Here is a 25,832-nt window from a genome sequence, read left to right as displayed (position 1 = left end):
ACGCGCATTTCAAGCGGATATCTGTCCTGTTTTCACGAACGCAGCCCGGACAGCCCGCGCTTCAGCTTCATCACGTAGCCGATGATTTCGGCAACCGCATGATAATGTTCGACCGGGATTTCCTGGTCGACCTCGACGGTCGCATAGAGCGCGCGGGCCAGCGGCACGTTCTCCACCATCGGAATGTCGTGCTCCTTGGCGATCTCCCTGATCTTGAAGGCGAGATTGTCGACGCCCTTGGCGACGCAGACCGGCGCCGACATGCTGCCGCGGTCATAGGCCAGCGCGACCGAGAAGTGGGTCGGATTCGTGATGATCACCGAGGCCTTGGGAACCTGGGCCATCATGCGCTTCCTCGCGCGCTGGGCCCGCAACTGCTTGATCTTGCCCTTGATATGCGGGTCGCCTTCCGACTGCTTGAACTCCTCCTTCATCTCCTGCACCGACATCTTGTGGCGCTCGTACCAGGTCCGGTACTGGAAGAAGTAATCGGCGATCGCGACCACCGCCAGGAAGGCCACCACCGCGCTCAGCAGCCGCAGGGTCAGGCCGGTGATGGCGGGCAGGATTTCGGCCGGGTCGAGGCGCATGAAGGATTCCATGCGAAGGCGCTCGGGCCACAGCACCGCGACCATGACGGCGCCGAGCGCGATCAGCTTGAACAGGCCTTTGAGGAAGTTCGCCGCCGCCTGCTTGCCAAACAGGCGCTTCAGGCCGCCGGCCGGCGAGATCTTGGAGAATTTCGGCTTGAGATTCTCCCCCGACCACACCAGGCGGTGCTGGATCATATTGCCCGCGATCGCGGCCAGCGCGAGCATCAGGAACGGTACGCCGACCGCGGCGATCACGGCATAGCCGAGCGTCTGGGTGAGCTGGAGCAGTCCCGCGCCGTCGGTGCGGATCATCCATGAATTGGCGATCAGGTTCCGCAGCGGCATCAGGATGCCGCCGCCGATCGAGCCGGAAAATGTCGACAGCACCAGCGTGGCGCCCGCGATGATGAACCAGGTGTTGACCTCCTGGCTCTTGACGACGTCGCCCTTCTCATGCGCCTCGTCGAGACGTTTTTGCGTAGGGTCTTCTGTTTTGTCTTCGGTATCGTCGGCCATGGCCGCTCCGTTTGCCCGCTAGAGCATTTTCGGTTCTGATTGAATCGGAACCGAAGCTCTAGATTCTTGTTTTGACGCGTTTTCTTCACGCGAACCGGCGTCCACTTCGCTTGAAAACGCTCTAGTTCATCGGAGAGAGTTGGTGCATGACGCCGAGGAAGTAGTCGAAATAGGTGCCCATCATCGCGGCAAGCACGCCGCCGAACATCAGGAATCCGATGAAGATCGTGAGCGGCACGCCGACGAAGTAGACCTGCATCTGCGGCATCAGCCGTGCCAGCACGCCGAGCCCGATATTGAAGACGAGGCCGAACACCAGGAACGGCGCCGACAGTTGCAGGCCGATCTTGAAGGCGGCGGCGAACGCGCTGGTCGCGAGCGAGGCGACGTCGCCGGTCGGCATCACCTCGCCCGGCGAGAAGATCCGGTAGCTCTCGCTTAACGCCGCGATGACGAGATAATGGCTGTCGGTGGCGAACAGCAGCGTGATGCCGAGCATGGTGAGGAAGTTGCCCATGATCTGGCCCTGCTGACCCTGGGTCGGATCGACGGCGGTGACGAAACCGAGTCCGAGCTGCTGGGCGATCACGGAGCCCGCGACCGTGAGCGCCGACAGCGTCACGCGCGCGGTAGCGCCGAGCACGATCCCGATGATGAGCTCATGCACCATCAGCACGACGAGCGATGGCACCGACGTCAGATCGATGTGATAGGCGTTGCGATGCAGCGGAAGGATGATCAGCGTCAACAGCAGCGCGATCGAGAGCTTCACCCGCGTCGGGATGTTGGATTCGCCGAAGCCGGGCAGCAGCATCACCATCGCGCCCACGCGCGCGAACACCAGCATGAAGGTTGCGGCCAGCGCCGGCAGCAGGGAGATATCGATGCGCATGACCGGGGCATTACTGCATCAACCGCCGATGATTCGCGACGAAATCCGCATCATGTGGGCGCTGAGCTGGTCCGCCATGAACGGCAGCGACAACAGCAATGTGACAAAGATCGCGATGATCTTCGGCACGGCGACCAGGGTCTGCTCCTGGATCTGCGTCAGTGCCTGGAACAGCGACACCACCACGCCGACCACGAGGCCGACCACCAGCATCGGCGACGACACCACCACAATGGTCCAGATCGCATCGCGCGCCACGTCGAGAGTTTCAGGGCCGGTCATGTCAGGAACTCGCTTTTGATTACTTCAGTTATGGGGATGAGCGAGTGGCGAATAGCGAATGGATCATGCGGGCCGCAGCGACGCATTCCTATTCGCTATTCGCCACTCGCTATTCCCCTCTCAGATCGACATCTTCATGATGTCTTCATAGGCCTGGATCACGCGATCACGGACCGAGACCAGCGTCGACACCGCGACGTCGGTGTCCGCAACCGCCGTCACCACGTCCATCACATTCGCCTTGCCGGAAGCCATCGCCATGGTCTGTGCGTCGGACTTCTGGCCGGCCTCCATCACGCTGCCGACGGCTTCCTTGACCAGCGCGCTGAACGACGGGCCGCCGGTGCCGGCCGTGGTCTGTGCGGCTTTCTCGGCGCCACCCCGCTCCATCATTTTGGCGAGGCTGGCGTAGGCGTTGGCGGCGACTGTTGGTGTGGCCATGATTTACGATCCCTGTCTTGTTCTGTTGTGTCAGGACTTGAGGATGTCGAGCGTGCGCTGGATCATCCGCCGCGTCGCGCTGATGATGTTGAGGTTCGCCTCATAGGAGCGCTGGGCATCCCGCATGTCTGTCATTTCGACCATCGGATTGACGTTGGGGTATTTGACGTTGCCGGCGGCATCCGCCGCCGGATTGCCCGGCTCCTGCTTGACGCGGAACGCCGACTGGTCGGGACGCACCTTGCCGAGCGACACCACCTGGGCGCCAATGGTGCGGTCGAGCGTGGACGAAAAGGTCGGCACCTTGCGGCGATAGGGATCGCCGCCGGCGGTCTGCGCCGTCGAATCGGCGTTGGCGATGTTCTCCGAGATGACCCGTATCCGTCCCGACTGCGCGCGGAGGCCCGATGTCGCGATGCTCATCGAACGGGCGAAGTCGCTGATCTCGTCTGCCATGATGTCCTCCCGCCGCCTCTATGCGGCCTAGCCCTTGCCGATCGCGGTCTTCAGAAGATGCAGGCTCTTGCTGTAGAGCGACGTGACGGCCGCGTAATCCATCTGGTTGTCGGTCACTTTCATCATCTGGTCTTCGAGGTTGACCGCGTTGCCGGCCGGACGGGTCTGGAAACCGCTCTTGCCGCGGTCATTCTCGAAGGTCTCGGCCGCGCCCGAAGCCGTCATATGGGTCGCGCTGGTCTGCATCATCGGCAGCGTTCCGCTGCCGCCGCCGATCGTGGAGCCGGTTCGGTCGAATTTCGGCTCGACCAGGTCGCGCGGCTGGAAGTTCGGCGTGTCGGAATTGGCGATGTTCTCGGAGAGCACCCGCTGGCGCTCCTGGTGCCACTGCATCTTGGTGCGCAGCGCCGACAGGATCGGTAGATCGTTCATGGCCATGGGCGCCGCTCCGTTAACCTCTGGGGCCCTCCCGAGGTAGGCAGAATTTGCCCGGTGTATGGTTAACGGTTGGTTAAAATGCGGATATCAGCCGTGGAGAACGCTATAACCGTGGTTCGTGAGCGCATTTTCGCCATGAAAGCTGCGTTAACCAGCGTGGACCAAGGCAGCGTGGCGCGCTGAGAAGTCGTTTTGGGACAGGCGATTCTTGGTCTATTAATAGAACGCTCGGCTGTAAGCCGTGGGGAATTAAGCAATATGGCGAGTCTCGGGCGCGATTCGCTGCGCGATCCGCGCTATCGGTCTGCGCTCGCTGACAGCGGAAGCTGAGGAAGGCCACGATGGCCGGGGACTCCAGTATGCAGGCACCACTTACATTCATCTTGGCGTTCGTCGTCGTGCTGTTGCTGATCGGCGTCGCCGCATGGCTGGTCCGCCGCTTCGCCGGCAACCGTCTTGGCGCCAACGCCAATCGCGGACGGATGCCGCGGCTCGCCGTGATCGACGCCGCCGCCGTCGACGGCCGCCGCCGCCTCGTGCTGGTCCGCCGCGACAATGTCGAGCATCTCCTGATGATCGGCGGCCCCAGCGACATCGTCGTGGAGCCCAACATCGTGCGCGCGGCTCCGGGCCGCGACCAGATGTCGGCACGGCCGGCAATTGCTACGGACTCGGTCCCGCCGCGGGTCGCGCCGCTCCCGGACGCCGCCTGGAACGATGGCGAAGGCGCGCGCGACATCTTCGATCATCCCGAGCCGCAACTGCCGGAGCCGCCGCCGCGTCCGGCGCGCCCCGCCTTTGCCGACGAGGTCCGCCGACCCGCGCCGGTCGCGGAGCGCCGTAACGATCCGCTCGCCGGCTTCACGGCCGACGCGGTCGGGACCAGGCCCGAGCGCAGCGAACCGCGCCCCGATCCGATGCCGCCGCGGTTGCCGCGCGCCGAGCCCGCGATGCCACGTCCGCCGCGCGCCGCAGAGCCGCCGAAGGCGCCGCCGCCGCTGCGTGCGCCCGAGCGGGCCGTGGCACCGCCACCGCCACCTCCTCCGCCGCCCGTCGTCCCTCCGGCTCCATCAGCCCCGCCGGCGGTCTCGAACGCCGACGCCAATCTCGCCGAGATGGCGCAACGGCTTGAAGCGGCGCTGCGCCGTCCCTCCGGCGGGGGCGACACCGTCGCGCCGCCGGTTGCCCCCGAAGCGCCGTCGATCCGTCCGGCACCCAGCGAGCCGCCCGCGCCGGCCCCGCAGAAGAGCGGGTTCGAAAATCTCGAAGATGAGATGGCGTCCCTGCTCGGCCGACCGAAGACCCCTTCGTGAGATCCGGGACAGTCCCGCGTAGAGTTTTTTTCATCGCTGTTCTGAATGCCGCCGGATCGCTCGCCGACCCGGCGATGGCGCAGGACATCAGCATCAATCTCGGCGGCGGCAATGGCGGCGTCACCGAACGCGCGATCCAGCTCATCGCGCTGCTCACGGTGCTGTCTATCGCGCCGTCGATCCTGATCATGATGACGTCGTTCACGCGCATCGTGGTCGTGCTGTCGCTGCTGCGCACCGCGCTCGGTACCGCGACCGCCCCACCGAATTCGGTGATGATTGCGCTCGCGATGTTCCTCACTGCCTTCGTGATGGGGCCGGTGCTGCAGAAATCCTATGACGACGGCATCAAGCCGCTGGTCGCCAACCAGATCAGCGTCGAGGAAGCGCTGCAGCGCGCCTCCGGGCCGTTGCGCGGCTTCATGCAGAAGAACGTGCGCGAGAAGGACCTGAAGCTGTTCATGGACCTTTCGGGCGAACCGCCGCCGGCGACGCCGGAGGAGATGTCGCTGCGCATCCTGGTGCCGGCCTTCATGATCTCCGAGCTGAGGCGCGCCTTCGAGATCGGATTCCTGTTGTTCCTACCGTTCCTGATCATCGATCTCGTGGTCGCCTCGGTGCTGATGTCGATGGGCATGATGATGCTGCCGCCGGTCGTGGTCTCGCTGCCGTTCAAGCTGATCTTCTTCGTGCTGGTCGACGGCTGGTCGCTGGTCGCCGGCAGCCTGGTGCAGAGTTACGGGGGGTAGCTCGTACCAGCTTGCACCCAAATTGGGCGCATGATAAATCTTGGCTATGCGCGTGATCGCCCGACGTACTTTGCGAGAGTTTGTCGAAGGGCGCAGGCGGCACAAGGACCACGCGGCGCTGAAGGCTGCCCTTGATGCGTGGTTCGACGAAGTCAAAAAGGCGCGGTGGACCGGCACGGCGGACGTAAAGCACAGCTACGCAACGGCAAGCATCGTTTCGGCGGACCGGATCGTCTTCAACATCAAGGGAAACGACTATCGATTGATCGTGGCCGCCGACTTCGAGAAAGGCATCGTGTGGATCAAGTGGATCGGCACGCACAAGGACTACGACAAGATCGATGTGAAAGGTGTGCAACATGGCGGCTGAGGTCAAACCAATCCGGACGGAGCGGGACTATGAGGCCGCGCTCAAAGAGGTCGAGCGCCTCTGGGGTGCGAAGGCAGGAACGCGCGACGGCGACAGGTTGGATGTGCTCGCGACGCTTATCGATGCCTATGAAGCTCAACACTATCCGATGGACCCGCCGGACCCCATCGAGGCGATCAAATTTCGAATGGAACAGCAGGGGCTGACGCGGCGGGATCTGGAGGAGATCATCGGCACCCGCACCCGCATCGCTGAAGTATTGAACCGAAAACGAGGACTTTCGGTCGGGATGATCCGACGCTTGCATGAGCGCCTCGGCATTTCTGCGGAAGTGCTGATCCGCCCCACTCGGAAGAGCGCGGCCTGAGCAGCCTGGTGCAGAGTTACGGGGGTAGCCCCCGGAACATTCATGGCCACGCCGCTGGATCGGCCGCCGCATTCCACTATCATACGCGGCATCGCAATCCTCCGGATCCGCGCCCATGCAGCAGCAATTCGACCGCACCGCAGAAGATCTCGGCAATTCCATCCATCTCGAGCACGTCAACGTCCAAGTGCCCGACCAGCGCCTGGCCACGCTGTTCTATGTCGCCGGCATCGGCCTGACCCGCGATCCCTACCTGATGGTGTCTGATAGCAACATGTGGGTGAATGTCGGCCGCAGCCAGTTTCATCTGCCGAGCGGCCGGCCGCAGGTGCTGCGCGGCCATACCGGAATCGTGATCGCTGGGCGGCAGGCGATCCTCGATCGCCTGGCCTCGGTTGCATCCAAACTCGAAGGCACTGCGTTTTCGTATCGTGAGCGCAACGATCATGTCGAGGCGACCTGCCCGTGGGGCAACCGGCTGCGCTGCTATGAGCCCGACGCCGCGCGGTTCGGGCGCGTTTCGCTCGGCCTGCCCTATGTCGAATTCGAGGTACCGCACGGCACCACCGAGGCGATCAGCCGGTTCTATCCGGAGATCATGGGCATTCCCGCGAGCCTTGCCAACGGCGACGGCGCGGTGGCGCGGGTCAAGGTCGGCAAGGATCAGGTGCTGCAATTCCGCGAAAGCGACCGGGCGCAGCCCGAGTTCGACGGCCATCACGTCCAGATCTACATCACGGATTTCTCCGGGCCCTACCGGCGGCTGCGTGAGCGCGGGCTGATTTCTCGCGAGGACAATCAGTACCAATACCGCTTCTGCGACATCGTCGATCCCGCCGACGGCCGGCACCTGTTCACCATCGAGCACGAGGTGCGCAGCGCCACGCACCCGATGTACCTGCGGCCGCTGATCAACCGCAATCCGTCACAGACCAACCGCACCTTCGCGCACGGCCACGACCAGGCGCTCTGGGCGATGGGCCCCGACCAGTACGACGGATAAAGGTTCGGCCCGCGCCGCCGCCTTCTCCGCATGTGAGCGATCATTCGCAAAGACCAACGAGCCGACATGCTTCCTTCGCAACGCCATCTATTCGAGATTCCGCGCGACGTCTGTTACCTGAACTCGGCGTCCTACAGCCCGCTGCCGCTGAAAACGCTGGATGCCGGCCGCGCCGCGGTCGGCCGCAAGGGCCAGCCCTGGACACTCGATGCCGGCTTCGCCGGCCGCCAGCACGAGCGCGCCCGTGCCGCTGCCGCCCGCCTGATCAATGCCGACGCCAGCGATGTCGCTCTTATTCCCGCGATCAGCTACGGGGTCGCGACGGTGGCGAAAGTACTCACCGTTCCGCGCGGCACCCGTGTCATCGTGCTGGAGAGCGATCATTCCTCGCCGGTGCTGGAATGGCACGCCCGCACTGAGGCGCAAGGGTTTGTCGTTGAAACGGTTCGCCAGCCGGCCGATGGCGGCTGGACCTCGGCGGTGCTCGCGGCGATCGACCGCTCAGGCGCGCCGCCGGTCGGCCTCGCCTCGATCTCCTCGGTGCACTGGTCGGACGGCGGCATGATCGACGTCGCGCAGGTGCAGGCGGCGTTGCGGAAGCACGGCGCGATGTTCGTGATCGACGCGACGCAGACCGCCGGCGTGGTGGCGATGGACGTCGGGCAGCTCGATCCCGATGCCGTGATCTTCCCGACCTACAAATGGCTGATCGGCCCTTACGGCCGCGCCTTCCTCTACGTGGCAAAACGCCACCAGAACGGCGTGCCGCTGGAGCAGACCTCGGCGGGACGCCGCGGCATCAACTCCGAGAACCCGGTCTACTTCGGCGATCTCGCCTATGTCGACAACGCCAGACGCTACGACATGGGCGAACGCGATCATTTCATCTCGCTGGAGATGGCGTCGATCGGCATGGAGATGATGGCGGACTGGGGCGCAGCCGCCGTCAGCGAACGCCTCGCGATGCTCACGCAGCGGATCGCGGACGGGGTTCGCGACCTCGGCGTCAGCGTGCTGGAGCGCCGCCTGCGCGCGCCGCACATATTGAGCCTCGGCATGGCCGGCGGCATGACGAAAGACCTGATCGCGGGCCTTGCCGCCGAGAATGTCCACGTCGCGCTGCGGCTCGGCCGGATGCGCATCTCGCCGCACGTCTTCAACGACGAGGCCGACGCCGACCGGTTTGTCGCAGCGTTGCAGCAGCAGCTCCGGGGCTAGCGCGCCTCAGGCCGCGCGCTTGCGCCCCGTCGCGACGACGCCGACCAGTTCAATCGCCAGCGCCGCCGCCACTGCAACTGCGCCGATCACGAACAGCAGCGTATAATTGCCGCCGCTCCGCGCGAACAGATACGACATCCCGTAGGCGCCGGCCGCCTGGAACAGCGCGAAGGTCGTGGTGGCCTGCGCCCACACGGTGCGCTGGCCGGCGGCGGAATGCGGAATCAACTCGTGGATGCGGCCGATCACGAGCGGCACGATGCCGGGCGTGAAGCCGCCGACGATGATGCTCGACACGATCAGCGCGGCCGGCGACGAGCTCACGGCGGGCATCGCGACCGCCACGGCCTCCACCAGGAAGCCAACGCGGAGCGCCGCGGCAAATCCGGCGCGATCGGCAAGATGCCCGGTCAACAGCGGGCCGACGACAGCGCCGAGGCCGTACAGCACCCAGTAATACGAGCCCGCGCCGATCCCTTGCCCGAGTCCGCGGGCCACGAAATCGACCAGGAACACCATGTGGGGCACCAGCGCCAGCGCGTTGAGGCCGTACTGCACGCACAGCATCACCACCATCGGCGACCGCACGCCATGAGCGACAGCATGATGGGCGGCGGCATGATGCTCCGCGCCGGCATGCGCCACAGGCGCGTCAGTCGGCCACGCCTTCCAGCTGATCAGCGTCAGCACCGCCGACAACACGCCGAGACCGTACCAGGCCTGCTTGACGCCCTGTTGCAGCAGCAGCGGAACAAGCGTGCCGGATGCCGCAATGCCGAGGCCTACGCCAGCGAAGATCACGCCGCCGACAAAGCCGCGCTTGCTTGGCGCAGTGTGCGGCAGGATCGCCGATGCCGCCAGCACCATGATCACGCCGCCGGTGACGCCTGCGAGAAAGCGGAAGCCGAAGAACCAGACGAACGAGATCGGCACCGCGCAGGCAAAGCAGCACAGCGCGGCCAGCACCATCATGCCGCGCAGCGCCCATACCGAGCCGATGCGCGCACCGAGATCGCGGGCGATCAGCGCGCCGGCGAGATAGCCGGCAAGGTTGGCGGCGCCGAGATAGACGGCCTCCGATGGCGTGAACCATTTCGCCGCGATCAGCGCCGGGATCAGCGGCGTGTAGGCGAAGCGCGCCAGCCCGAGCCCGACCAGCGACGCGCAGAAGCCCGCGGCCGCCGACAGCCACACCGGCCCTCCCGCGTCCTGCGGCGCGGAATGGTTATAGCGGCGATGATGATCGACATGGGTCCCGGACATCGACATGGCGTAAGGCCTTCCGCAGTTCGTGAAAAATGATTAGTTCCGATCGCAGCGATCGTTCGCAGCGATCACGCGCCGCGCGTCGAAGCCCCAAGGCCGCGGCGCGCGAGCCGGTGATTTTCGTGGACCTTCAGATGCTCTAGCGGCCGGCGCTCTGGCCGCCGTCGACATGCAGGATCTCGCCGGTGACGAAGCCTGCGCTCTCGAGGTACAGCACGGCGTCGACGATGTCCTTGATCTCGCCCATCCGTCCGACCGGATGCAGTTTGGCGAGGACATCATGCGTCGCGGGGCGGTGCATCGGCGTCTTGATCACGCCGGGCGAAACCGCGTTCACCCGAATGCCCCTGGCAGCGTATTCGATCGCGAGCGACTTGGTCGCCGCGTTCAATCCGCCCTTGGTGAGGGATGCCAGCACCGACGGAACGCGGCTGTTGGCATGATCGACCAGGCTGGTCGTCATTTGCACGATATGCCCCGATCCCTGCTTCGCCATCTCCGCGGCAACGCGCCTTGTGGTGTAGAGGAAGCCGTTGAGGTTGATCGCCAGCATCGACGCATAGTCCTGGTCGGTATAATCGGTAAACGGTTTTGAGATGAAGATGCCGGCATTGTTGACCAGCGTGTCGATGCGGCCGAAGCGATCCAGCGCCTGCGCCACGAGACGTTCCGCGGTCGCGGGATCGCCGATGTCGCCTGCGACCGCCAGGATATCCGGATCGGACGACGGCTTGATGCCGCGCGAATTGGCCACGACGCGGTAATTGCGATCGCGATACGCCTTGACCAAGGCCTCGCCGATCCCCTGCGACGCGCCGGTGATGATGGCAACCTTCTGCTCTGCACCCATGATCTCTCTCCGTCCGTTGCTGAAGCGGCTCAGCGCCGCGTCGATGGAGGAGAACCTAGATACATGCGCTTTCCGCCGAATGCCCGCTATTCGGCAGACACTCTTCCGCGCGGCGAACGAATGGCGCCGGCGTTGCGGCTGGCCTCGCGCGACAATTTCTCGAAATAGCGTTTCAGCCGCGGCACGGCGAAATCTGCGAAGGCGCGCACCTTCGGCACGTCGAGGCGGCCTTGCGGCGCGAGCAGGTGTGCCGGCAGCGGCGGATGCTCGTCCTTGGCCAGCAGGATCTGCAGCCGCCCGTCACGGATTTCGTCGGCGATGTGATACGAGAACAGCCGGGTCACGCCGTGCCCTTCCGCAGCCGAGGCGACCGCCGCGCGCACCGTGTTGACGACGAGCCTTGGCGTGAACTGGACCGCGCGCGCGACCTTCGACTTCCGGGACGGCGGGAAGCTCCAGGAGTCGATACCGAAATGCGTCATCGCGATGATCCGGTGTTTGGCCAGATCGGCCGGCTCGGTGATGACAGGATGCTGCGCGAGATAGCCGGGTGATGCCGCCACGACGCGGCGCACTTCGCCGAGCCTGATCGCCACGAAATTGGAATCGGCGAGATGGGCGATCCGCAGCGCGACGTCGATGCCCTCGTCGATCAGGTTGACGGTGCGGTCGAGCATGACGAGCCGCACCGTGACGGCCGGATATTCCGTCATGAAGGCGTCGAGCACCGGCCGCAGCACGTCTTCGCCGGTGACCACGGGTGCCGTGATCGTCAGCATGCCGCGCGGTGCGGTTCGTTCGCCGCCGGCAAGGATGTCGGCTTCCTCGAGCTCGGTGAGGATACGCCGGCACGCCGCGGCATAGCGCTGGCCGGCGTCGCTCAGTTTCAGTGACCGCGTGGTGCGATGAAGCAACTCGGCGCCTACGTGATGTTCAAGGAACGCGATCGCCCGGCTGACCGCGGCCGGCGACCGCCGCAACCGCCTCCCCGCACCCGCGAGGCTGCCCTCATCGACCGCCGCGACAAAGACCTTCATGGCGTCGATGCGGTCCATCCGATCTCCCGGTTCGAGGCGGCCGGCCCCCTACCCCTTCAAATCATACTGCTTGCTGAGGTGATCGCCGATCTGCACCAGCATCGCGACGCATTCGGGATAGCCGGGCCTCGCTATCGTGGCCTCGTCGGCGCTGGCACGGAATTCCCAGCTGTCGCCATCGCGCAGAACCGAGATATCGATGCCGTCGGGACAATCGGCGTGCACCTTCAGCTCAATGCGCGCCATCGCGATCAGTTCGACTTCGGTCTTGATCGGCTTGCTCATTGAATGGCTTCCTTCCGGCGCTTGCAAGGGCGCTAAGGTGGCCGATTATATGGGGGTCTGTCGAGGCCCCACCGACAACCCTGGCGATGCTGGCCCCGTGGCGATGATCGGCCGTGAACAGCTAGAGCATGATCCGGAAAAGTGTGAAGCGGCTTTTCCTCGCGACAAACGCGGAGCGTTTGCGCGGAGATCATGCTCAAACAAAGAGCTAAAGCGCGATGACGATTCAACCCAATCTCATCGCGCTTTAAGTGTCGTGGTTCACGATGGTTCTAGCCGAGCGGACCTGACGTCTTCACCGGCGTACACTTGCCGGCCAGGCTCAAGGCGGCGCTGAGTCCGGGGATGCTACAGAAGAATCCACTCGGCCGATACTTGATGCGAATCTTGTCGATGTCGAACATGGCAAGGCTCATGAACGCATTCAGCCGCAGAACCTGATTGCTCGCCCGGCTCTGGAAGACGTCAAAGGTCTTCTGCTCAAAGCTGGCCTTTTTTTTCGGATCGACAGCACTGTCCGAAGCCCATTGCAGCACCGGTGTCATGGCTCGGTGGGTGATGTCGAAGCAAGTCTCGATCGCCAGCACGTGATGCTTGGTGCTGAACCAATCCACGGTGAGGGTATTCTTGGTCTTTGGATCGGTCAGAACGAGTTTTGAATCGTCCTCTTCCTTGCCGTTTTTGTCCTTGGCGTGCCGATCGAACGACGGCATGTTCTGTTCGCAATCGAAACCGAATTCGTTGAGCACCGACATATCGATTTCTTGCGACAATGGCGCACCATCCGCGGTAGGATTGCGCGAGAGGTCGCTCGCAGCGTCGATATAGAGTTCTGACTTCCTCGCCAGCAGATTGTAGTTCTGACTGAGACTGGCATAGGCTTGGACATAGGCTTTGTAGACCTCATGCGCGTTGGTCGTCTCGTAGCCTTTGGGGTCGGCATCCGTTCCTGCGGCAATTGCGTTGTGGTAGTCGGTAATGAGCTGCCGCTGCAGACTGAGCGGCGCAGCCAACCCGCTCGATACTTCGGCGAATGTCTGCGTCGCCGCCTTCATGTCCGCCTCAGCCTGCGCAGTCACCTTGGCTTCGTACGCCGACAGGTTCTGAAAGTAGGCACCAATCAAGGTTCCAAACAGGCTCAATACGGTCAGACCTTTGACGAGCGAGTACTCGCCTTCCACCCAACCAATGCCGGACTTGATCGATTGCCAAAATCCTCTGCCGGGCGGGCCGCCCTGGCCTGCGTCTGCATTCGCCATATTGGTACCTGTAATCCGCGCAAGGCAGCGCCAGAAATTCGAGCCGGGACGACCGCATGATTCCTGAAGCGGTGTGGCGCCGCCAGAGTAATATCGCAACTCTTCAATTGCAATCTAAGATTGCTACTTCACGGTGCGATGGCAATTCGGCCATATCGCCCTGATCGGCGACTAGCGCTCCGCGCTGGCGCGCCGCTCGCCCTTGATTTCCGGCAGGGCGCCCACCGGCACGGCCTTATCTTTGGCCTTGTCCGGCAGCGATCCGGTCGAGACCGGATCCGGCAGCGGCGCGCGGGCGGTGGCGTCGGGGAAGCGGTTTTTCATCTCGCGGATGAACCCGTCCATCGTGTCGACACCAGCGGCCATCTTGGCGATCTGGGCGAACTCTGCGCTCGAGGTCGCAACCGGCTTGCTGGCGGCGTCGAACGCCAGCTTGTCGGCCTCGCCCGACATCAGCGGTGCGTATTTCTCGCGGAATCGCGACAGGCCGATGGCGTCCTCGGCGAGGGCGTAGCCGACCACGGCGCGGATCACGTCGGCCTTCTCGGCGGCATTGAGCGGCGTGAAGTCGCGCCAGCGGTCGGCGTAATAGAGCTCGATCTGCTCGGACGCCTCGCGCCATTGCCGCGATGCCCAATAGATGTCCGCCCGCAGCCGGATCGCCTCGCGGCCGGTGATGTTGGAGATGATGTCGAGCGCGAGGTCGTGCCGGCCGACATCGCTCTGCGCACGCGCCTCGAGCAGCAGCCGCTGCTGCCGCAATTCGCCGGAGAGATCGGCGATGCGAGTCAGGCGCAGTGCACCGATGGCGCGGTCGGGCTTGCGGTTCATCAGGTAAACCATCGCAAGCCGCGCGGCGACCTGGGCGCGCGCCGCACCCTCGAGCCGCTTGTCGACCTGATATTGCAGGAGATCGGCGGCCTGGTCGAGCAGGTCGACGCCGACGAGGCGATCGGCGAGACGGCGGATCATTTCATCGCCGCGGCGGCCGATCGGGGTCAGCTCGCGATATTCGTAGAAGGTGCCGAGCGCATCGATCGGCGGCATCTCGTCGCCCTTGGGGCCGAGAAAGAGCTCGGTGAACAGCGCCGAGGCCGCATCCTGCGCCTGCCGCGATTCCGGAGAGTTCGGCCGCAGCAGCGTCGCGGCGCGGGTCACGGCGAAGGCGTCGGCATAGCGTTTGGTTTCGGCGTAGATCTTGGAGAGCACGAACAGCGTCTTCAGCTCGATGGTGTCGCCGCGCCACATCATCGACAGCAGCTCGAGTTCCTTCAGCATCTCGGCCTGGTTGATCTCGCCGCGCTTCTGCCGCAGCAGGGTTTCGAGCAGCTTGCCTTCGGCGGCGGCCTGGCGGTCGGCGGAATTGGCGGCGAAGCGATAAGCGTCGAGCGCGTCCTTTTCCTGGCCGAGGGCTTCGGCGAGCCGGCCCTTCAGCACGGCGACCGCGGGCTTGAGCTCGTCGGGAACGCCGATCACGTCGAGGTCGCTCTTGCGCCGCGCCGCGCCGGCATAGTCCTTCACCTCGAGCGAGGCCTTCATCGCATCCATGGTGATGATGCGCTGCAGGTCGGCGGGCAGCGTCGCGACCGAGAATTCCGCATTCTTGAACTTCTCCCGCGCGTCGGCCCATTTGCCCTCGCGCGCGAAGGCGAGCGCCTTCCACAATTGGGAGTCGTAGCCATTGCCGATCACGGGATTGGCGAGATCCTTGAGACCCTGTTCCGGGTGGCCGACCAGGATGCTCGCAACCGCATGCGTCATCACCACCGCCGGCTCTTCCGAGCCGCGCTTGCTCTCGGAGAGGATCAGGTTGGTGACCGCATGGGCCTCGGGATACATGCCGCGTGCCATGTAGAGATTGGCGAGATCGAGCCGGGCCTGCGGAATCTGCCCGGCATTGGCCACAGACTCGGCCGTGATCAGGCTGTCGAGGCGGTTGAGGAAGTTCTCCGACTGGTTCTTGCGCCATTCGTCGACGTCGAACAGCGGCTTGACAGCGGCGGTGGCGCGCTCGGCCGCGACATCGGCCGACGATAGGGTCAGCCCCCCGGGCCGCCCCAGCGTCACCTTGTCGGCGCCGACCTCCGCCTTCACATCGTCGGCGTTCGGACGCACCACGAGACCGTGGATCGATTCGAGCAGCGACAGCTCGACGAAGTCCTGCCGCTTGATGATGCCGCGGGTCGGCGGCGGCGCAGTCACCACCCAGAGCGTGTCGCCGGCATCGGGATCGACCAGTCTGTGGAATAGGCCGGGATTGGCTAGCGGCACGCTGACATTGGCCAGCGCAGGATCGGAGATGTTGCGCACCACGGTGAGCGGCAACGGCGGGTTCTGCACGCGCTCGGCGAAGGTCAGCGTCCAGCTGACGCCGCGCGAACGGTCGTCGCTCTCCAGCGACGGCATCTGCGGCCGATTGAGGCGGAAACGGATCGCCTGCCCCTTCTCCAGCGGGATCCGGGTGACATCGGCGATGATGGCGCCGGCCTTTTCGCGGATCGCATCGAGGTCGATGGCATCAAGCGTGTCGAACACCATCCACACCGCGTCGGCGCGGCGAAACAAGGCGGCGGGCGTGGCCGCTGGGAATGAAAACGTAACGCGCAGCCCGTCGCTGTCGCGTTGCGCCTCGACCGACGCAGCCTTGCTGCCCGGGCGCGCCTCGGAAGGCGGCGGCGGCGCGGCGGCTTGCGGCATCTTCGGCGCTTCCGTCGCGGGCCGCTCCGATGCCGACGACAACGGTTTTGGCGCCTCGCTGACAGCGGCCTGCTGTGCTTGCCGGCCTTCGTGGGGCAAAGCCGTCTCGCTTTCGACGGCAGGGGCTTGCTGCGGCTCGGCCACCGCAGCTTCGGATTTGGCCGGTTCGGATTTGACCGGCTCAGACTGTGGCGGCTCGGATTTGGCCTGCTCGGGCTTGATCTCGATTTTGGCCTCTCGCGCGAAGCCTTCCGACGTCACGGGGGCGATCGCAGCCGGCGGCTGCAATGCCGCCCCCTTCTGCTTGCCGCGAACCGTGGGCATCAGCGAGGTGACGGCGGGCATCGCCGGGGCTTGCTGGTCGTTGCGCTGGAAGGCGACGTCGACGATGTAGTTCTTTTCCTCGCGGAACGAATGCACGTCGACATCGCCGATCAGCGTCATGTCGACGGCCGACGTATCGGTGTCGGCGCGCGCGCCGATCGAGGCAACGTTCGGGGGTGCAGCGATCTTGGCGTCCGCCAGATCGAAGGTCAGCGGAGTATTGAACGACAGCGTCAGCTTCTGCTCGTTCAGCACCGAGGAGACGCCGACCCCGTCGGGGACCTCGAAGACGAGGCGCACGAAGGTCGGCTGCAGCAGCGCGCGGACGCGCACCGGCGGCCGCTTTTTCGCTGCATCAGCGGCGCGCTGCAGCCGAAGCAGGCGCTCGGCGGTGCGGGCCCGCTCGGCGAGCTCGCGGATCACCTCCTGCGGCAGCGTCGGCGGCGGGCCGGTCCAGCCGTCAGGCAGGAAGTCGATGAAAATGCGCTCGCCCGCGGTCATGGTGTTGATCGTGACGCGGCGCGCCAGCGACAGGCGGATGGCCGAGCCGTCCGGATCGCGGCGCGCCGAGCCGACATAGTCGGGCACGGCCTCCGACAATTTCTCGACGGGGATGTCGACCGGACGCTTGAAGCGGATCACGATGATCGAGCCCGCCGTCGTCACCTCGGACTCGACGTCCTCCTTCAGCTTCAGCGTCAGCCGGGCAAAGCCGTTGGCGGCGGAGAATGTCGCCTCACCCGGCACCGGAGGGACCGGGTCATCGGCGCGCGCGGCGGTCGGCAATGTCAATCCGGCGAGGACCAGGCCGGTTGCAAGCGCGCACAGCCGGGCGGCCCGCGCCCAAGCGCGGCCTCGCGACCATGTTCCAGCGGCAGCCGTTCGCGCCATCTCGAAACGTCTTGTCACAGCCTCAACGATGCCAGCGCGAAGCGCCCTCGCCCACGCGCCCCGATCTTGGATTGGCGGCGTTAAGGAGCTGTTAACGTCAATGGATTGCGAACGCCGCGAGCAAGTATTATCAAAGCGCTCAAGGCCGATGGATGGAACCAGGTCGCCTAGAAGGCCAGCCACCAATGACGACGATGCGACACTACATCGCCCTGATCCATAAGGATCCCGACAGCGATTACGGCGTCTCGTTTCCCGATCTGCCGGGCTTGATCACCGCAGGTACCGATCTGGACGATGCCCGCGCAATGGCCGCTGACGCTTTGGCCTTTCATCTTGAAGGATTAGCCGAAGACGGCGAAGCCGTAGCTGAGCCCTCATCTCTCGAAGCGATCATGGTTAGCGCCGAGAACCGGGGCGCCGTCGCAGTTCTCATTCCAGCGGGCGCTGTTGGAGTCGCCAGATATCACCCGAAACCGTGACGGGCGTTTGCTCCAAATTTGCAGCGTTGAGTATGCCTCTCAATTCGTCTTCGGCGTCAGCAGCCTGCCTTCGATCTTGGGGAGGTCGTCGCTCGTCGTGTTGCTGCCGGCGCGGCGGGCAAGTTCGACGGTGAGCCGCTCGGCGGCCTCCGGCTGCATCAGGCCGAGGATGTCGGACATCTTGCGCGGCTGGATCTGCGAGGCGATCTCGTAGAGCACGCTCATGTCGAGCCGGTCGAACACCTTGGCGGCGTCCTTCGGCTTCATGTTCTCGTACATGGTGACGATGCCCTTGAAGCGGGCGGCGTCGGCCTTGGCCTTCTCGGCCGCGGCGGCGCTGGCCTGGGAATCGTTGGCCTTGGCCTCCTCGACCTTGGCCTCGATGCGCTTCTCGGCGGCCTTCAACAGGCTTTCGCGGATGTCGACCTCACGCGCGCGCTGCTCGAGCTCCTGGCGGCGCGCCTGCAGCCGCTCCAGGATCGCGCGTTCCGAAGCCGATACTGACGCGGGCTGGTCCATGTTGACCACCACGCCGTCGGGCTTCGGGGCTTCCGCCGCCGGTGCCGCGGGCTTGGGCGGCTCCTTGGGCGGCTCGTCCTTCTTCCCTTCCTTCTTTTCTTCCTTGCCCTCCACCGATCCCGTGATGTCGCCGGGATCGATCCTGGGTTTGTTGTCGGATGCGACCTTGTTGCCGCCGGGGAAGTTGAAGGTCTCCTGCGCCCACGACTGCGTGGTCGACTGCGGATTATAGTCGAACACATAGCCGCCATCGAGCACGAGGCCGGCGATCTTCAGCACCATCAGGCCAAAGATCGCGACCAGTACGACGGGCATCACCCTGATGTCACGGAACCACTTCATGCAGCGAGGCCGCTGGCCCTCCGGCGCTCGGTGAAGGCTTCGGCGGCCGCGGCGACCGCGCGCGCGGCCGAGACTCTCGGCGCCGGCGCCGCCGCTGCGGGCGGGACCGAAGCAGGCGCCGGTGCCGGTGCGCGTTCAGCCGGCCGTGCCGCTTGCGCGATCTTGGACAGGCGGCGTACCACGTGATCGCTTTCGGCCAGCTGGGTCTTCAGATGCGCAGACATCTGCGTCGCCGCCTCGAGCCGGTTGCCGAGGTTCTCGTTGACGTCGCGCACGGCGTGCTTCAGCCCGCCGATCGCCCGCTCTGCGATCTCGGTCGCGGTGATCAGTTCGCCAATCGTCGCCTTCAGCGAATGCTCGTCCGCCTTGAGCCGCTGCAGCCGCTTGTTGAGCAGCCAGCAATAGCCGATCGTCAGCATCAGCAGCACCGCCACCAGACTCTCGATTGCCATTCCAAGTCCGTGACTCATGGTGCCTCCATCATCTTGGTCTGCTCGTCCGCCCTCTCGAACATCGCGAAGGTGGTTTGCGGTTTGCGCAAATTCTTGGTGACGCGGATCGCGACGCGGTCGCCGACGCGGCCCATGCGCCCTTCGGTCAAAATCACGTTGCCGCAGCGCACCGACACCAGCGAGTCGGCGCGAATCTCGAGCGGCAGCGTGTCGCCGACCTTGAGCCGCATCAGCTGCTTCAGCGGAATGTCGGCCTCGTAGAGCACGGCGTCGACCGAGATCTCGGCCTGCGCCACTTCGGTGGCGAAATGGCCTTCCCAGATCTCGTCGCGCCCGAATTTTTCGCCCATGAACATCTGCAACAGCACATTGCGGATCGGCTCGATGGTCGCGTAGGGCAACAGCAATTCGATGTTGCCGCCGCGGTCTTCCATGTCGATGCGCAGCCGCACCAGGATCGCGGCATTGGCCGGACGGCTGATCGCGGCGAAGCGCGGATTGGTCTCGAGCCGGTCGATCGAGAACGTCACCGGCGACAGCGGCCGGAACGCCTGTTCGGCATCCGACAGCACCACCTCGACCAGGCGCTTGACCAGATTGGTCTCGATCGTGGTGTAGGGCCGGCCCTCGATGCGGAGCTGGGTCTGGCCGCGGCGGCCGCCGAGCAGCACGTCGATCATCGAATAGATCAGGCTGGAATCGACGGTGGCGAGGCCGAAATTCTCCCACTCCTCCGCCTTGAATACCGAGAGCACCGCCGGCAGCGGGATCGAGTTCATGTAGTCGCCGAAGCGCACCGAGGTGATGCGGTCGAGCGAGACTTCGACGTTGTCGGAGGTGAAATTGCGCAACGATGTCGTCATCAACCGCACCAGGCGGTCGAACACGATTTCGAGCATCGGCAGGCGCTCGTAGGACACCATCGCGGAATCGATGATGGCGCGGATGCCGGAATGATCGTCGAGACTGACGTCGCCGACGGTGAAGCCGAGGAGGTTGTCGATCTCTTCCTGCGACAGCACGCGCTCGCCATTGGCGGTCTTGCTGCCGAAATCGCGGCTGCCGTCCTCGACCATGGCCGCCCATTGCAGCGCCATGTTCTCGGTGAGTTCGTTCTTGGCCGCCTCCTCTGCAGCTGCAACGGGATCCTCGGAATCGAGCGAGGCTTCCCATTGCGCGGCAATGGCGTCCTGGTCCATCTGGTCGTTGCCGGCCATGGCTTTACATCCACCCCGTCACTGGATCACGACTTCCTTGAATAGCACCGCGTTCACCTGGTTGGGCGCCAGCGCCAGATTGACCCGCTTGGTCAGCTCCTCCTTGAGACGGAACAGCCCAGCCGAACCGTTGAGATCGCTCGGGCGCAGCTCGCGCAAATAGGTCTGGAACAGGTCGGTGACGCGCGGCAGCGCCGGCTTGATGCTCTCGGCCTGCTTCTCTTCCTTGATTTCGAGGACCAGCCTCACCTTGAGATATTGCACGCGTTCGCCGGGAGCGCCGACCAGATTGACCAGCATGTCGGGGACGTCGACGAACGACGGGGGCTTCGGCGGCGGCGCCTGGGCGTGCTGCTCGTCGCCGTGGCCGCGCATGAAGAAGAACCATCCGCCCGCGCCGGCACCGACGATGACGAGGAAGCCGACGACGGCCATGCCCAGCTTGAGCTTGCCCTTCTTCGGGGCGGGCGCGCCCTCGCCGCCTTCCGTCTTTTCCTCGTCCGCCATCGTCCGCCCGCTTCACGTGAAGGATGCGAACGCGATTGCCGCCAGCCTTGGCCTGAACACGCGATACAAATGCCGCCGGCGCACACGCGCCCTGATAGCGGCAACTTTGCGGTAATAATGGTTAACGGAACCTTAGGATTAACCATCCACTAGGAAAAAACTGCCGGGCAAACATGGTCAACAAGACCTTTCTGCCGCCCCGTCCGGCATCCGGAAAACCACCTAACCCATTCAAAAGAAATCATATTTCCAGTTGGCACGGCTTTCGCTGAGAGGACAAGCGTAACCGACAGGCTTGGGAGAGCCCAAAGGTTACCGACGGTCCGACCTCGAGGCTTGGGAGAGCTTCGCATCGGATCCACCTCACAGGGGAGAACCACCGATGCAGAATGCGCTTCTGATCGGACTATCGAAGCAGATGGTGCTGGAGCGGCAGATCGATGTCGTAGCCAACAACATCGCCAACATGAACACCAACGGTTACAAGGCCGACCGTTCGCTGTTCCAGGAATATCTGTCGTCGAGCGCGCACGAGGACAATTTCGCCGCCCCGGACCGCCGTGTCTCGTTCGTGCAGGACCGCGCGACCTACCGCGACTTCACGCCGGGCCCGACCGAACAGACCAAAAATCCGCTCGACGTCGCGATCGACGGTGACGGCTTCCTCGTGGTCCAGACCCCCGGTGGCGAACGCTACACCCGCGACGGCAATTTGCAGATCAACAACCAGGGCCAGCTCGTCACCAGTTCGGGCTACCCGGTTCTCGGCAATTCCGGCCCGATCGTGTTCCAGCAGACCGACCACGACGTCAACATCGCCACCGACGGCAACATCACGGTGGTCGAGGGCACGGCCCGCACCGACTCGGTGCGCGGCAAGCTGCGCCTGGTGTCGTTCGCGCAGGCCCAACGCCTGCTGAAGGAAGGCTCCAACCTCTACGCGCCGGGTGAAGGCGCCACGGCGGCGGCCGACACCAAATCGCAGATCCACCAGGGCTTCATCGAGAAGTCCAACGTCAATTCCGTCACCGAGATGAGCCGCATGATCGAGATCACGCGGACCTACACCCAAATTGCCACGCTGCTGCAGCAGCAGAGCGACATGCACAAATCGGCGATCGAAAAGCTCGCCGAAATGCCGACCTGATCCGGAGGATTGACCAATGCGCGCACTTTATACCGCTGCGACCGGAATGGCGGCACAGGAACTCAACGTTCAGGTGATCTCCAACAACATCGCGAACCTGCAGACCACCGGCTACAAGAAGCAACGCGCCGCGTTTCAGGACCTGATCTACGACCATGTCAGCCGGGTCGGCGCGCAGGCGTCCTCGCAGGGCACCATCCTGCCTGTCGGCATCGACCTCGGCGGCGGCGTCAAGACCGTCGGCACGCCGCGAATGATGACCCAGGGCACGCTCTCGCCGACCGGCAACACCCTCGACCTCGCGGTCCGCGGCGATGGCTTCTTCAAGATCCTGATGCCGGATGGCACCTACAACTACACCCGCGACGGCTCGTTCCAGATGGACAACCAGGGCCGCATCGTCAACGCGCAGGGCAATCCGGTGCAGCCGACGATCACAATCCCGCAAAACGCCTCTGGCATCACCATCAACACGCAGGGCCAGGTCTCGGTGACGCTGCCGGGTTCGACCGCGTCGACCACGATCGGCCAGATCGGCCTGACGCGCTTCATCAACGAGGCCGGGCTGAACCCGATCGGCGACAATCTGTTCTCGGACACGCCGGCGTCCGGTCCGCCGCAGGACGGCATCGCCTCGACCGACGGCTATGGCGATTTGCAGCAGGGCAACCTCGAACAGGCCAACGTCGAAGTGGTCTCGGAAATCTCCAATTTGATCGCGGCGCAGCGCGCCTACGAGATGAACTCCAAGGTGATCTCCGCCGCCGACCAGATGATGCAGTCCACCTCCGCCCTGTTCCGTTGAGGATAATGTCGATGATCGCCCGCTCGCTCCTCCTTGCCACGGTCCTGCTCGCTGCGACCGCGGTCACGGTCATGACCACGACTTCCGCGGTCGCGCAAAGCAGCGGCGATACCATCGCGGCCCCGACCCTGCGCGCCAGCATCACCGTCGCCGACGACATCGTGCGGGTCGGCGACCTCGTCGAGAATGCCGGGAGCGCTGCCACCGTCGCGATCTATCGCGCGCCGGACCTCGGCACGACAGGCACGCTGCCGGTTGCGCAGGTCCTGACCACGCTGCGCGCGCGCCAGGTCATCGGCGTCGACACCCGCGATCTCAAGGAGATCACGGTGACGCGGCTGGCGCGCACGATCGACAACAAGGAGCTCGAGCAGCAGGTCGCGCGCGCGCTCGAGCGCCGTCACGGCCTCGGCGATGCGGGCAATATCAGCCTGACCTTCGACCGCGATCCCGGCGACCTCCGCCTCGAAGTCACCAACACCGGCGCGCTGCAGCCGGTCGCGGTGCGCTACGAACCGCGCAGCTCCCGCTTCGACGTCACCTTCGAGATCGGCAACAATTCCGGCGCGGCGCCGCTCAAGCTGCGCTTTACCGGAACCGCGATCGAGACCGTCGAGGCCGCCATCCTGACCCGCAGCGTCGAGCGCGGCGACGTGCTGAAGGCCTCCGACGTGGTGGTCGAACGTCGCGCCAAAGCGGAGGTCGGCACCGACGCCGCGGCGCGCGACAGCGTCGTCGGCATGCAGGCTCGTCGCCAGCTCGGTGCCGGCCGGGCGCTACGCGTCCTCGATCTGGCCAAACCCGATCTCGTCACCCGCGATCAGAACGTCACGCTGATCTACCAGAACGCCGGCCTCTACCTCACGGTCCGCGGCAAGGCGATGGATGGCGGCGCCGAAGGCGACGTCGTCAGCGTCATGAATTTGCAGTCCAAGCGCATCGTCTCCGGCACCGTGATCGGCCGCGGACAGGTTGCGATCGAGGTCGCAACGCCGCGCCCGGCACCGGCCGCCGACGTCACCTCCTCGCTCGGCGCCGCCCAGCCTGCGGCGCCCGTCAAGCTCAGTTCAGTCGCTCCAAACGCCGAGTAAAGTTCATGTCCCGCTTTCGTATCAACCGCCTGCTCCTGACCAGCTCCCTTCTCGTGCTTGGAGCGATCGCCAGCGGCTGCTCGGCAGTCGATCGTCTGTCCCAGATCGGCGAGCAGCCGAAGCTCGCCTCGATCGACAATCCGACCGCGGCGCCCGGCTACAAGCCGGTGCAGATGCCAATGCCAAAGCCCGAAGTCGCCTCCTACAGCCCGAACTCGCTGTGGCGAAGCGGCTCCAGGGCCTTCTTCAAGGACCAGCGCGCCGCGCGCGTCGGCGACATCCTGACCGTCACCGTGAACATCACGGACAAGGCCGTGATCGCCAACGAAACGCAGCGCAGCCGCACCAATACCGAAGACACCGGCGTCACCAATTTCCTTGGCGCGGCGACACTCGGGGCCCAGGCGCAGAAGGTGCTGCCGGGCCGGGTCCTGACCGCCGACTCCACCTCATCGAGCGACGGCAAGGGCTCGGTCAACCGCCAGGAAGCGCTGCAGACCAACGTCGCTGCTGTTGTCACCCAGGTGCTGCCGAACGGCAACCTCGTGGTCGAAGGCAAGCAGGAGATCAGGGTCAATTTCGAAATGCGCGAGCTGATCGTTGCCGGCATCGTCCGCCCGGAGGATATCCAGAGCGACAACACCATCGACTCCTCGAAGATCGCGGAGGCCCGCATCGCCTATGGCGGCCGCGGCCAGATCACGGACGTGCAACAACCGCGCTACGGCCAACAGGTGCTGGACGTCCTGCTCCCGTTCTAACGGCATGATCCCGAAAAGTGGGAACCGGTTTTCGGAAGCGGATCATGCCCAACTAAGAGACTTCATGAGCTCCCACATCACGTCGCGAACCTAGGCGCGGCGCGATGTACCAACGCGGCCTCCGTCAGCTCCCCTGACGGAGGCCGCGGCTTTTTTATCGCGCGCGCCTTGGGAGAGCGAACGGTTCCTCAACCGAACGCCGATTTCAGCGCCGCGAGCGCCTGCAATTTCAGCAGCCTGGACCGATGGTCGCGAGGAACCAACCCGCATCACCAACGCTTGGTGTCCGCCAATCGACGAGTGAACCCAGCAGGCAACCCCAAGCAAACCTTTGGAGTGAACGTTGAAAATCAGGGCAGGCTACGACATCGCGTTCCAGTGCGTTCAAGAGACTCCGATGGTGCTGATGCTCAGCGTCCATCCGTCCCGCGCGCAGGATTTGCTGTCGGAGCATCGCATCATCCTCTCTGGCGGCATCGCGTCACGCGATTATCTCGATACGTTCGGCAATGTCTGCACGCGGCTTGTCGCTCCACCGGGCCTGATCGAGATCCGGAACGATTTCGTCATCGCCGACAGCGGCCGGCCCGATGAGGTGGCGCCCGATGCACGGCAATGGGCGATCGACGCGCTGCCGGATGACGTGCTGGTCTATTTGATGGGCAGCCGCTACTGCGACACGCAAAGACTGTCCGATCTCGCCTGGTCGCTGTTCGGCGGCGTCGCGGAAGGCTGGCCGCGTGTCCAGGCGATCTGCGATTACGTCCACCGGCACATCGAGTTCGGCTATCACCACGCACGCTGCGACCGTACCGCCTCCGAGGGTCATGCCGAGCGGATCGGCGTCTGCCGCGACTTCGCCCATCTCGCCGTCACGCTGTGCCGCTGCATGAATATCCCGGCGCGCTACTGCACCGGCTATCTCGGCGACATCGGCGTTCCCAGAGATCCCGCGCCGATGGATTTCAGTGCGTGGTTCGAGGTCTTCCTCGACGGACGCTGGTTCACCTTCGACGCGCGCCACAACCATCCCCGGATCGGACGCGTGGTGATCGCACGCGGCCGCGACGCCGCCGACGTCGCGATCTCCACCGCGTTCGGCATCACGCAACTGGCGCGGTTCACGGTTACCACCGACGAAATGACCGGCGAAAACAGGGACGGTATGGTGCACAAGGCAGCCTGATCGCGGCGCGCCTTCAACCGAATACCTCTTGGCACAAGTCGCGCATTCGCTTTTTCGGTTCGTTAACCGTCGCAAC

Annotated in this window: 27 protein-coding genes and 1 pseudogene; 12 read left to right on the top strand and 16 right to left on the bottom strand. The window is 64.7% G+C overall.

The genetic code is table 11. From position 1 onward, the window contains the following. Positions 1-32: 32 nt before the first annotated feature. From flhB to flgB, 6 genes are all read right to left on the bottom strand, one after another. The gene (gene flhB, locus ACP2YO_RS16945; RefSeq protein ID WP_426441842.1) at positions 33-1,109 is read right to left on the bottom strand and encodes a flagellar biosynthesis protein FlhB; all 1,077 of its coding nucleotides are present in this window, start codon (positions 1,107-1,109) and stop codon (positions 33-35) included. Positions 1,110-1,230: 121 nt separating this feature from the next. Next, positions 1,231-2,001, bottom strand: a complete 771-nt coding sequence (fliR, locus tag ACP2YO_RS16940; protein ID WP_426441841.1) for a flagellar biosynthetic protein FliR — start codon at positions 1,999-2,001, stop codon at positions 1,231-1,233. An 18-nt stretch (positions 2,002-2,019) separates the two neighbouring features. Further along, positions 2,020-2,283: a flagellar biosynthesis protein FliQ gene (fliQ, locus tag ACP2YO_RS16935; RefSeq protein ID WP_426441840.1), complete on the bottom strand. Its 264-nt coding sequence runs from the start codon at positions 2,281-2,283 to the stop codon at positions 2,020-2,022. A gap of 120 nt (positions 2,284-2,403) precedes the next feature. Continuing rightward, positions 2,404-2,724 carry a flagellar hook-basal body complex protein FliE gene (gene fliE, locus ACP2YO_RS16930; protein WP_426441839.1) on the bottom strand — a complete coding sequence of 107 codons (321 nt, stop codon included), beginning with the start codon at positions 2,722-2,724 and terminating at the stop codon, positions 2,404-2,406. Between the two features lie 30 nt (positions 2,725-2,754). Then, the gene (gene flgC, locus ACP2YO_RS16925; protein ID WP_426441838.1) at positions 2,755-3,180 is read right to left on the bottom strand and encodes a flagellar basal body rod protein FlgC; all 426 of its coding nucleotides are present in this window, start codon (positions 3,178-3,180) and stop codon (positions 2,755-2,757) included. Between the two features lie 27 nt (positions 3,181-3,207). Next, a complete protein-coding gene (gene flgB / locus ACP2YO_RS16920; RefSeq protein ID WP_426441837.1) occupies positions 3,208-3,618 on the bottom strand; it encodes a flagellar basal body rod protein FlgB in 411 nt (136 codons plus the stop codon). A 359-nt stretch (positions 3,619-3,977) separates the two neighbouring features. Between flgB and ACP2YO_RS16915 the strand changes: the two genes are divergently transcribed. From ACP2YO_RS16915 to ACP2YO_RS16890, 6 genes are all read left to right on the top strand, one after another. After that, a complete protein-coding gene (locus tag ACP2YO_RS16915; protein WP_426441836.1) occupies positions 3,978-4,931 on the top strand; it encodes a flagellar biosynthetic protein FliO in 954 nt (317 codons plus the stop codon). Beyond that, entirely contained in the window at positions 4,928-5,680 is a 753-nt protein-coding gene (gene fliP / locus ACP2YO_RS16910; RefSeq protein WP_426441835.1) for a flagellar type III secretion system pore protein FliP, read from the top strand. The genes ACP2YO_RS16915 and fliP overlap by 4 nt, the downstream gene beginning before the upstream one ends. Positions 5,681-5,726: 46 nt before the next feature. Beyond that, a complete protein-coding gene (locus ACP2YO_RS16905) occupies positions 5,727-6,050 on the top strand; it encodes a type II toxin-antitoxin system HigB family toxin (protein WP_426441834.1) in 324 nt (107 codons plus the stop codon). After that, positions 6,040-6,417, top strand: coding sequence for a helix-turn-helix domain-containing protein (locus tag ACP2YO_RS16900; RefSeq protein WP_426441833.1), 378 nt, complete (start codon positions 6,040-6,042; stop codon positions 6,415-6,417). Before ACP2YO_RS16905 ends, ACP2YO_RS16900 begins: the two co-directional genes overlap by 11 nt. Positions 6,418-6,532: 115 nt before the next feature. Beyond that, a complete protein-coding gene (locus ACP2YO_RS16895) occupies positions 6,533-7,420 on the top strand; it encodes a hypothetical protein (protein WP_426441832.1) in 888 nt (295 codons plus the stop codon). Positions 7,421-7,486: 66 nt separating this feature from the next. Further along, positions 7,487-8,638: an aminotransferase class V-fold PLP-dependent enzyme gene (locus ACP2YO_RS16890; protein WP_426441831.1), complete on the top strand. Its 1,152-nt coding sequence runs from the start codon at positions 7,487-7,489 to the stop codon at positions 8,636-8,638. A 6-nt stretch (positions 8,639-8,644) separates the two neighbouring features. Here ACP2YO_RS16890 and ACP2YO_RS16885 read toward each other — a convergent pair whose 3' ends face one another. The 6 genes from ACP2YO_RS16885 to ACP2YO_RS16860 all read right to left on the bottom strand — a co-directional run bounded on the left by ACP2YO_RS16885 (position 8,645) and on the right by ACP2YO_RS16860 (position 17,247). After that, positions 8,645-9,907 (bottom strand): YbfB/YjiJ family MFS transporter, encoded by a 1,263-nt coding sequence (locus tag ACP2YO_RS16885; protein WP_426441830.1) that lies wholly within the window; start codon positions 9,905-9,907, stop codon positions 8,645-8,647. A gap of 136 nt (positions 9,908-10,043) precedes the next feature. After that, complete coding sequence (locus ACP2YO_RS16880) at positions 10,044-10,754, bottom strand: SDR family NAD(P)-dependent oxidoreductase (protein WP_426441829.1); 711 nt, start codon at positions 10,752-10,754, stop codon at positions 10,044-10,046. Between the two features lie 86 nt (positions 10,755-10,840). Then, the gene (locus ACP2YO_RS16875; RefSeq protein WP_426441828.1) at positions 10,841-11,809 is read right to left on the bottom strand and encodes a LysR family transcriptional regulator; all 969 of its coding nucleotides are present in this window, start codon (positions 11,807-11,809) and stop codon (positions 10,841-10,843) included. A gap of 30 nt (positions 11,810-11,839) precedes the next feature. Beyond that, complete coding sequence (locus tag ACP2YO_RS16870) at positions 11,840-12,076, bottom strand: hypothetical protein (RefSeq protein WP_426441827.1); 237 nt, start codon at positions 12,074-12,076, stop codon at positions 11,840-11,842. 272 nt (positions 12,077-12,348) lie between these two features. Next, positions 12,349-13,335 (bottom strand): hypothetical protein, encoded by a 987-nt coding sequence (locus ACP2YO_RS16865; protein ID WP_426441826.1) that lies wholly within the window; start codon positions 13,333-13,335, stop codon positions 12,349-12,351. A 171-nt stretch (positions 13,336-13,506) separates the two neighbouring features. Next, complete coding sequence (locus ACP2YO_RS16860; RefSeq protein ID WP_426441825.1) at positions 13,507-17,247, bottom strand: tetratricopeptide repeat protein; 3,741 nt, start codon at positions 17,245-17,247, stop codon at positions 13,507-13,509. Positions 17,248-17,441: 194 nt separating this feature from the next. Between ACP2YO_RS16860 and ACP2YO_RS16855 the strand changes: the two are divergent. Then, positions 17,442-17,687 (top strand): annotated as a pseudogene (locus ACP2YO_RS16855) (type II toxin-antitoxin system HicB family antitoxin); the annotation flags it as partial. Positions 17,688-17,768: 81 nt separating this feature from the next. Here the strand turns inward: ACP2YO_RS16855 and ACP2YO_RS16850 are convergent. Genes ACP2YO_RS16850 through fliL form a run of 4 tightly spaced genes read right to left on the bottom strand, consistent with a single transcriptional unit; the run spans position 17,769 to position 20,766 of the window. Continuing rightward, complete coding sequence (locus ACP2YO_RS16850) at positions 17,769-18,590, bottom strand: MotE family protein (protein ID WP_426441824.1); 822 nt, start codon at positions 18,588-18,590, stop codon at positions 17,769-17,771. Then, positions 18,587-19,060: a DUF6468 domain-containing protein gene (locus ACP2YO_RS16845; RefSeq protein WP_426441823.1), complete on the bottom strand. Its 474-nt coding sequence runs from the start codon at positions 19,058-19,060 to the stop codon at positions 18,587-18,589. Before ACP2YO_RS16845 ends, ACP2YO_RS16850 begins: the two co-directional genes overlap by 4 nt. Then, positions 19,057-20,259 (bottom strand): flagellar motor switch protein FliM, encoded by a 1,203-nt coding sequence (gene fliM, locus ACP2YO_RS16840; protein ID WP_426441822.1) that lies wholly within the window; start codon positions 20,257-20,259, stop codon positions 19,057-19,059. Before fliM ends, ACP2YO_RS16845 begins: the two co-directional genes overlap by 4 nt. Before the next feature lie 18 nt (positions 20,260-20,277). Continuing rightward, entirely contained in the window at positions 20,278-20,766 is a 489-nt protein-coding gene (fliL, locus tag ACP2YO_RS16835; RefSeq protein ID WP_426441821.1) for a flagellar basal body-associated protein FliL, read from the bottom strand. A 382-nt stretch (positions 20,767-21,148) separates the two neighbouring features. Here fliL and flgF point away from each other — a divergent pair, with 382 nt between their 5' ends. From flgF to ACP2YO_RS16810, 5 genes are all read left to right on the top strand, one after another. Continuing rightward, the gene (gene flgF, locus ACP2YO_RS16830) at positions 21,149-21,913 is read left to right on the top strand and encodes a flagellar basal-body rod protein FlgF (protein WP_426441820.1); all 765 of its coding nucleotides are present in this window, start codon (positions 21,149-21,151) and stop codon (positions 21,911-21,913) included. 16 nt (positions 21,914-21,929) lie between these two features. After that, entirely contained in the window at positions 21,930-22,718 is a 789-nt protein-coding gene (gene flgG / locus ACP2YO_RS16825) for a flagellar basal-body rod protein FlgG (protein WP_426441819.1), read from the top strand. A gap of 5 nt (positions 22,719-22,723) precedes the next feature. After that, entirely contained in the window at positions 22,724-23,809 is a 1,086-nt protein-coding gene (gene flgA / locus ACP2YO_RS16820; protein WP_426441818.1) for a flagellar basal body P-ring formation chaperone FlgA, read from the top strand. A gap of 5 nt (positions 23,810-23,814) precedes the next feature. After that, positions 23,815-24,570: a flagellar basal body L-ring protein FlgH gene (flgH, locus tag ACP2YO_RS16815; RefSeq protein ID WP_426441817.1), complete on the top strand. Its 756-nt coding sequence runs from the start codon at positions 23,815-23,817 to the stop codon at positions 24,568-24,570. A gap of 343 nt (positions 24,571-24,913) precedes the next feature. Next, entirely contained in the window at positions 24,914-25,756 is an 843-nt protein-coding gene (locus tag ACP2YO_RS16810; RefSeq protein ID WP_426441816.1) for a transglutaminase-like domain-containing protein, read from the top strand. Positions 25,757-25,832: the final 76 nt, after the last annotated feature.

This window comes from Bradyrhizobium genosp. P (genome assembly GCF_049949265.1).
Lineage (GTDB): Bacteria > Pseudomonadota > Alphaproteobacteria > Rhizobiales > Xanthobacteraceae > Bradyrhizobium.
Note: the sequence above shows the minus strand (reverse complement) of the source record. Positions and strands in the feature narration are given on the sequence as shown.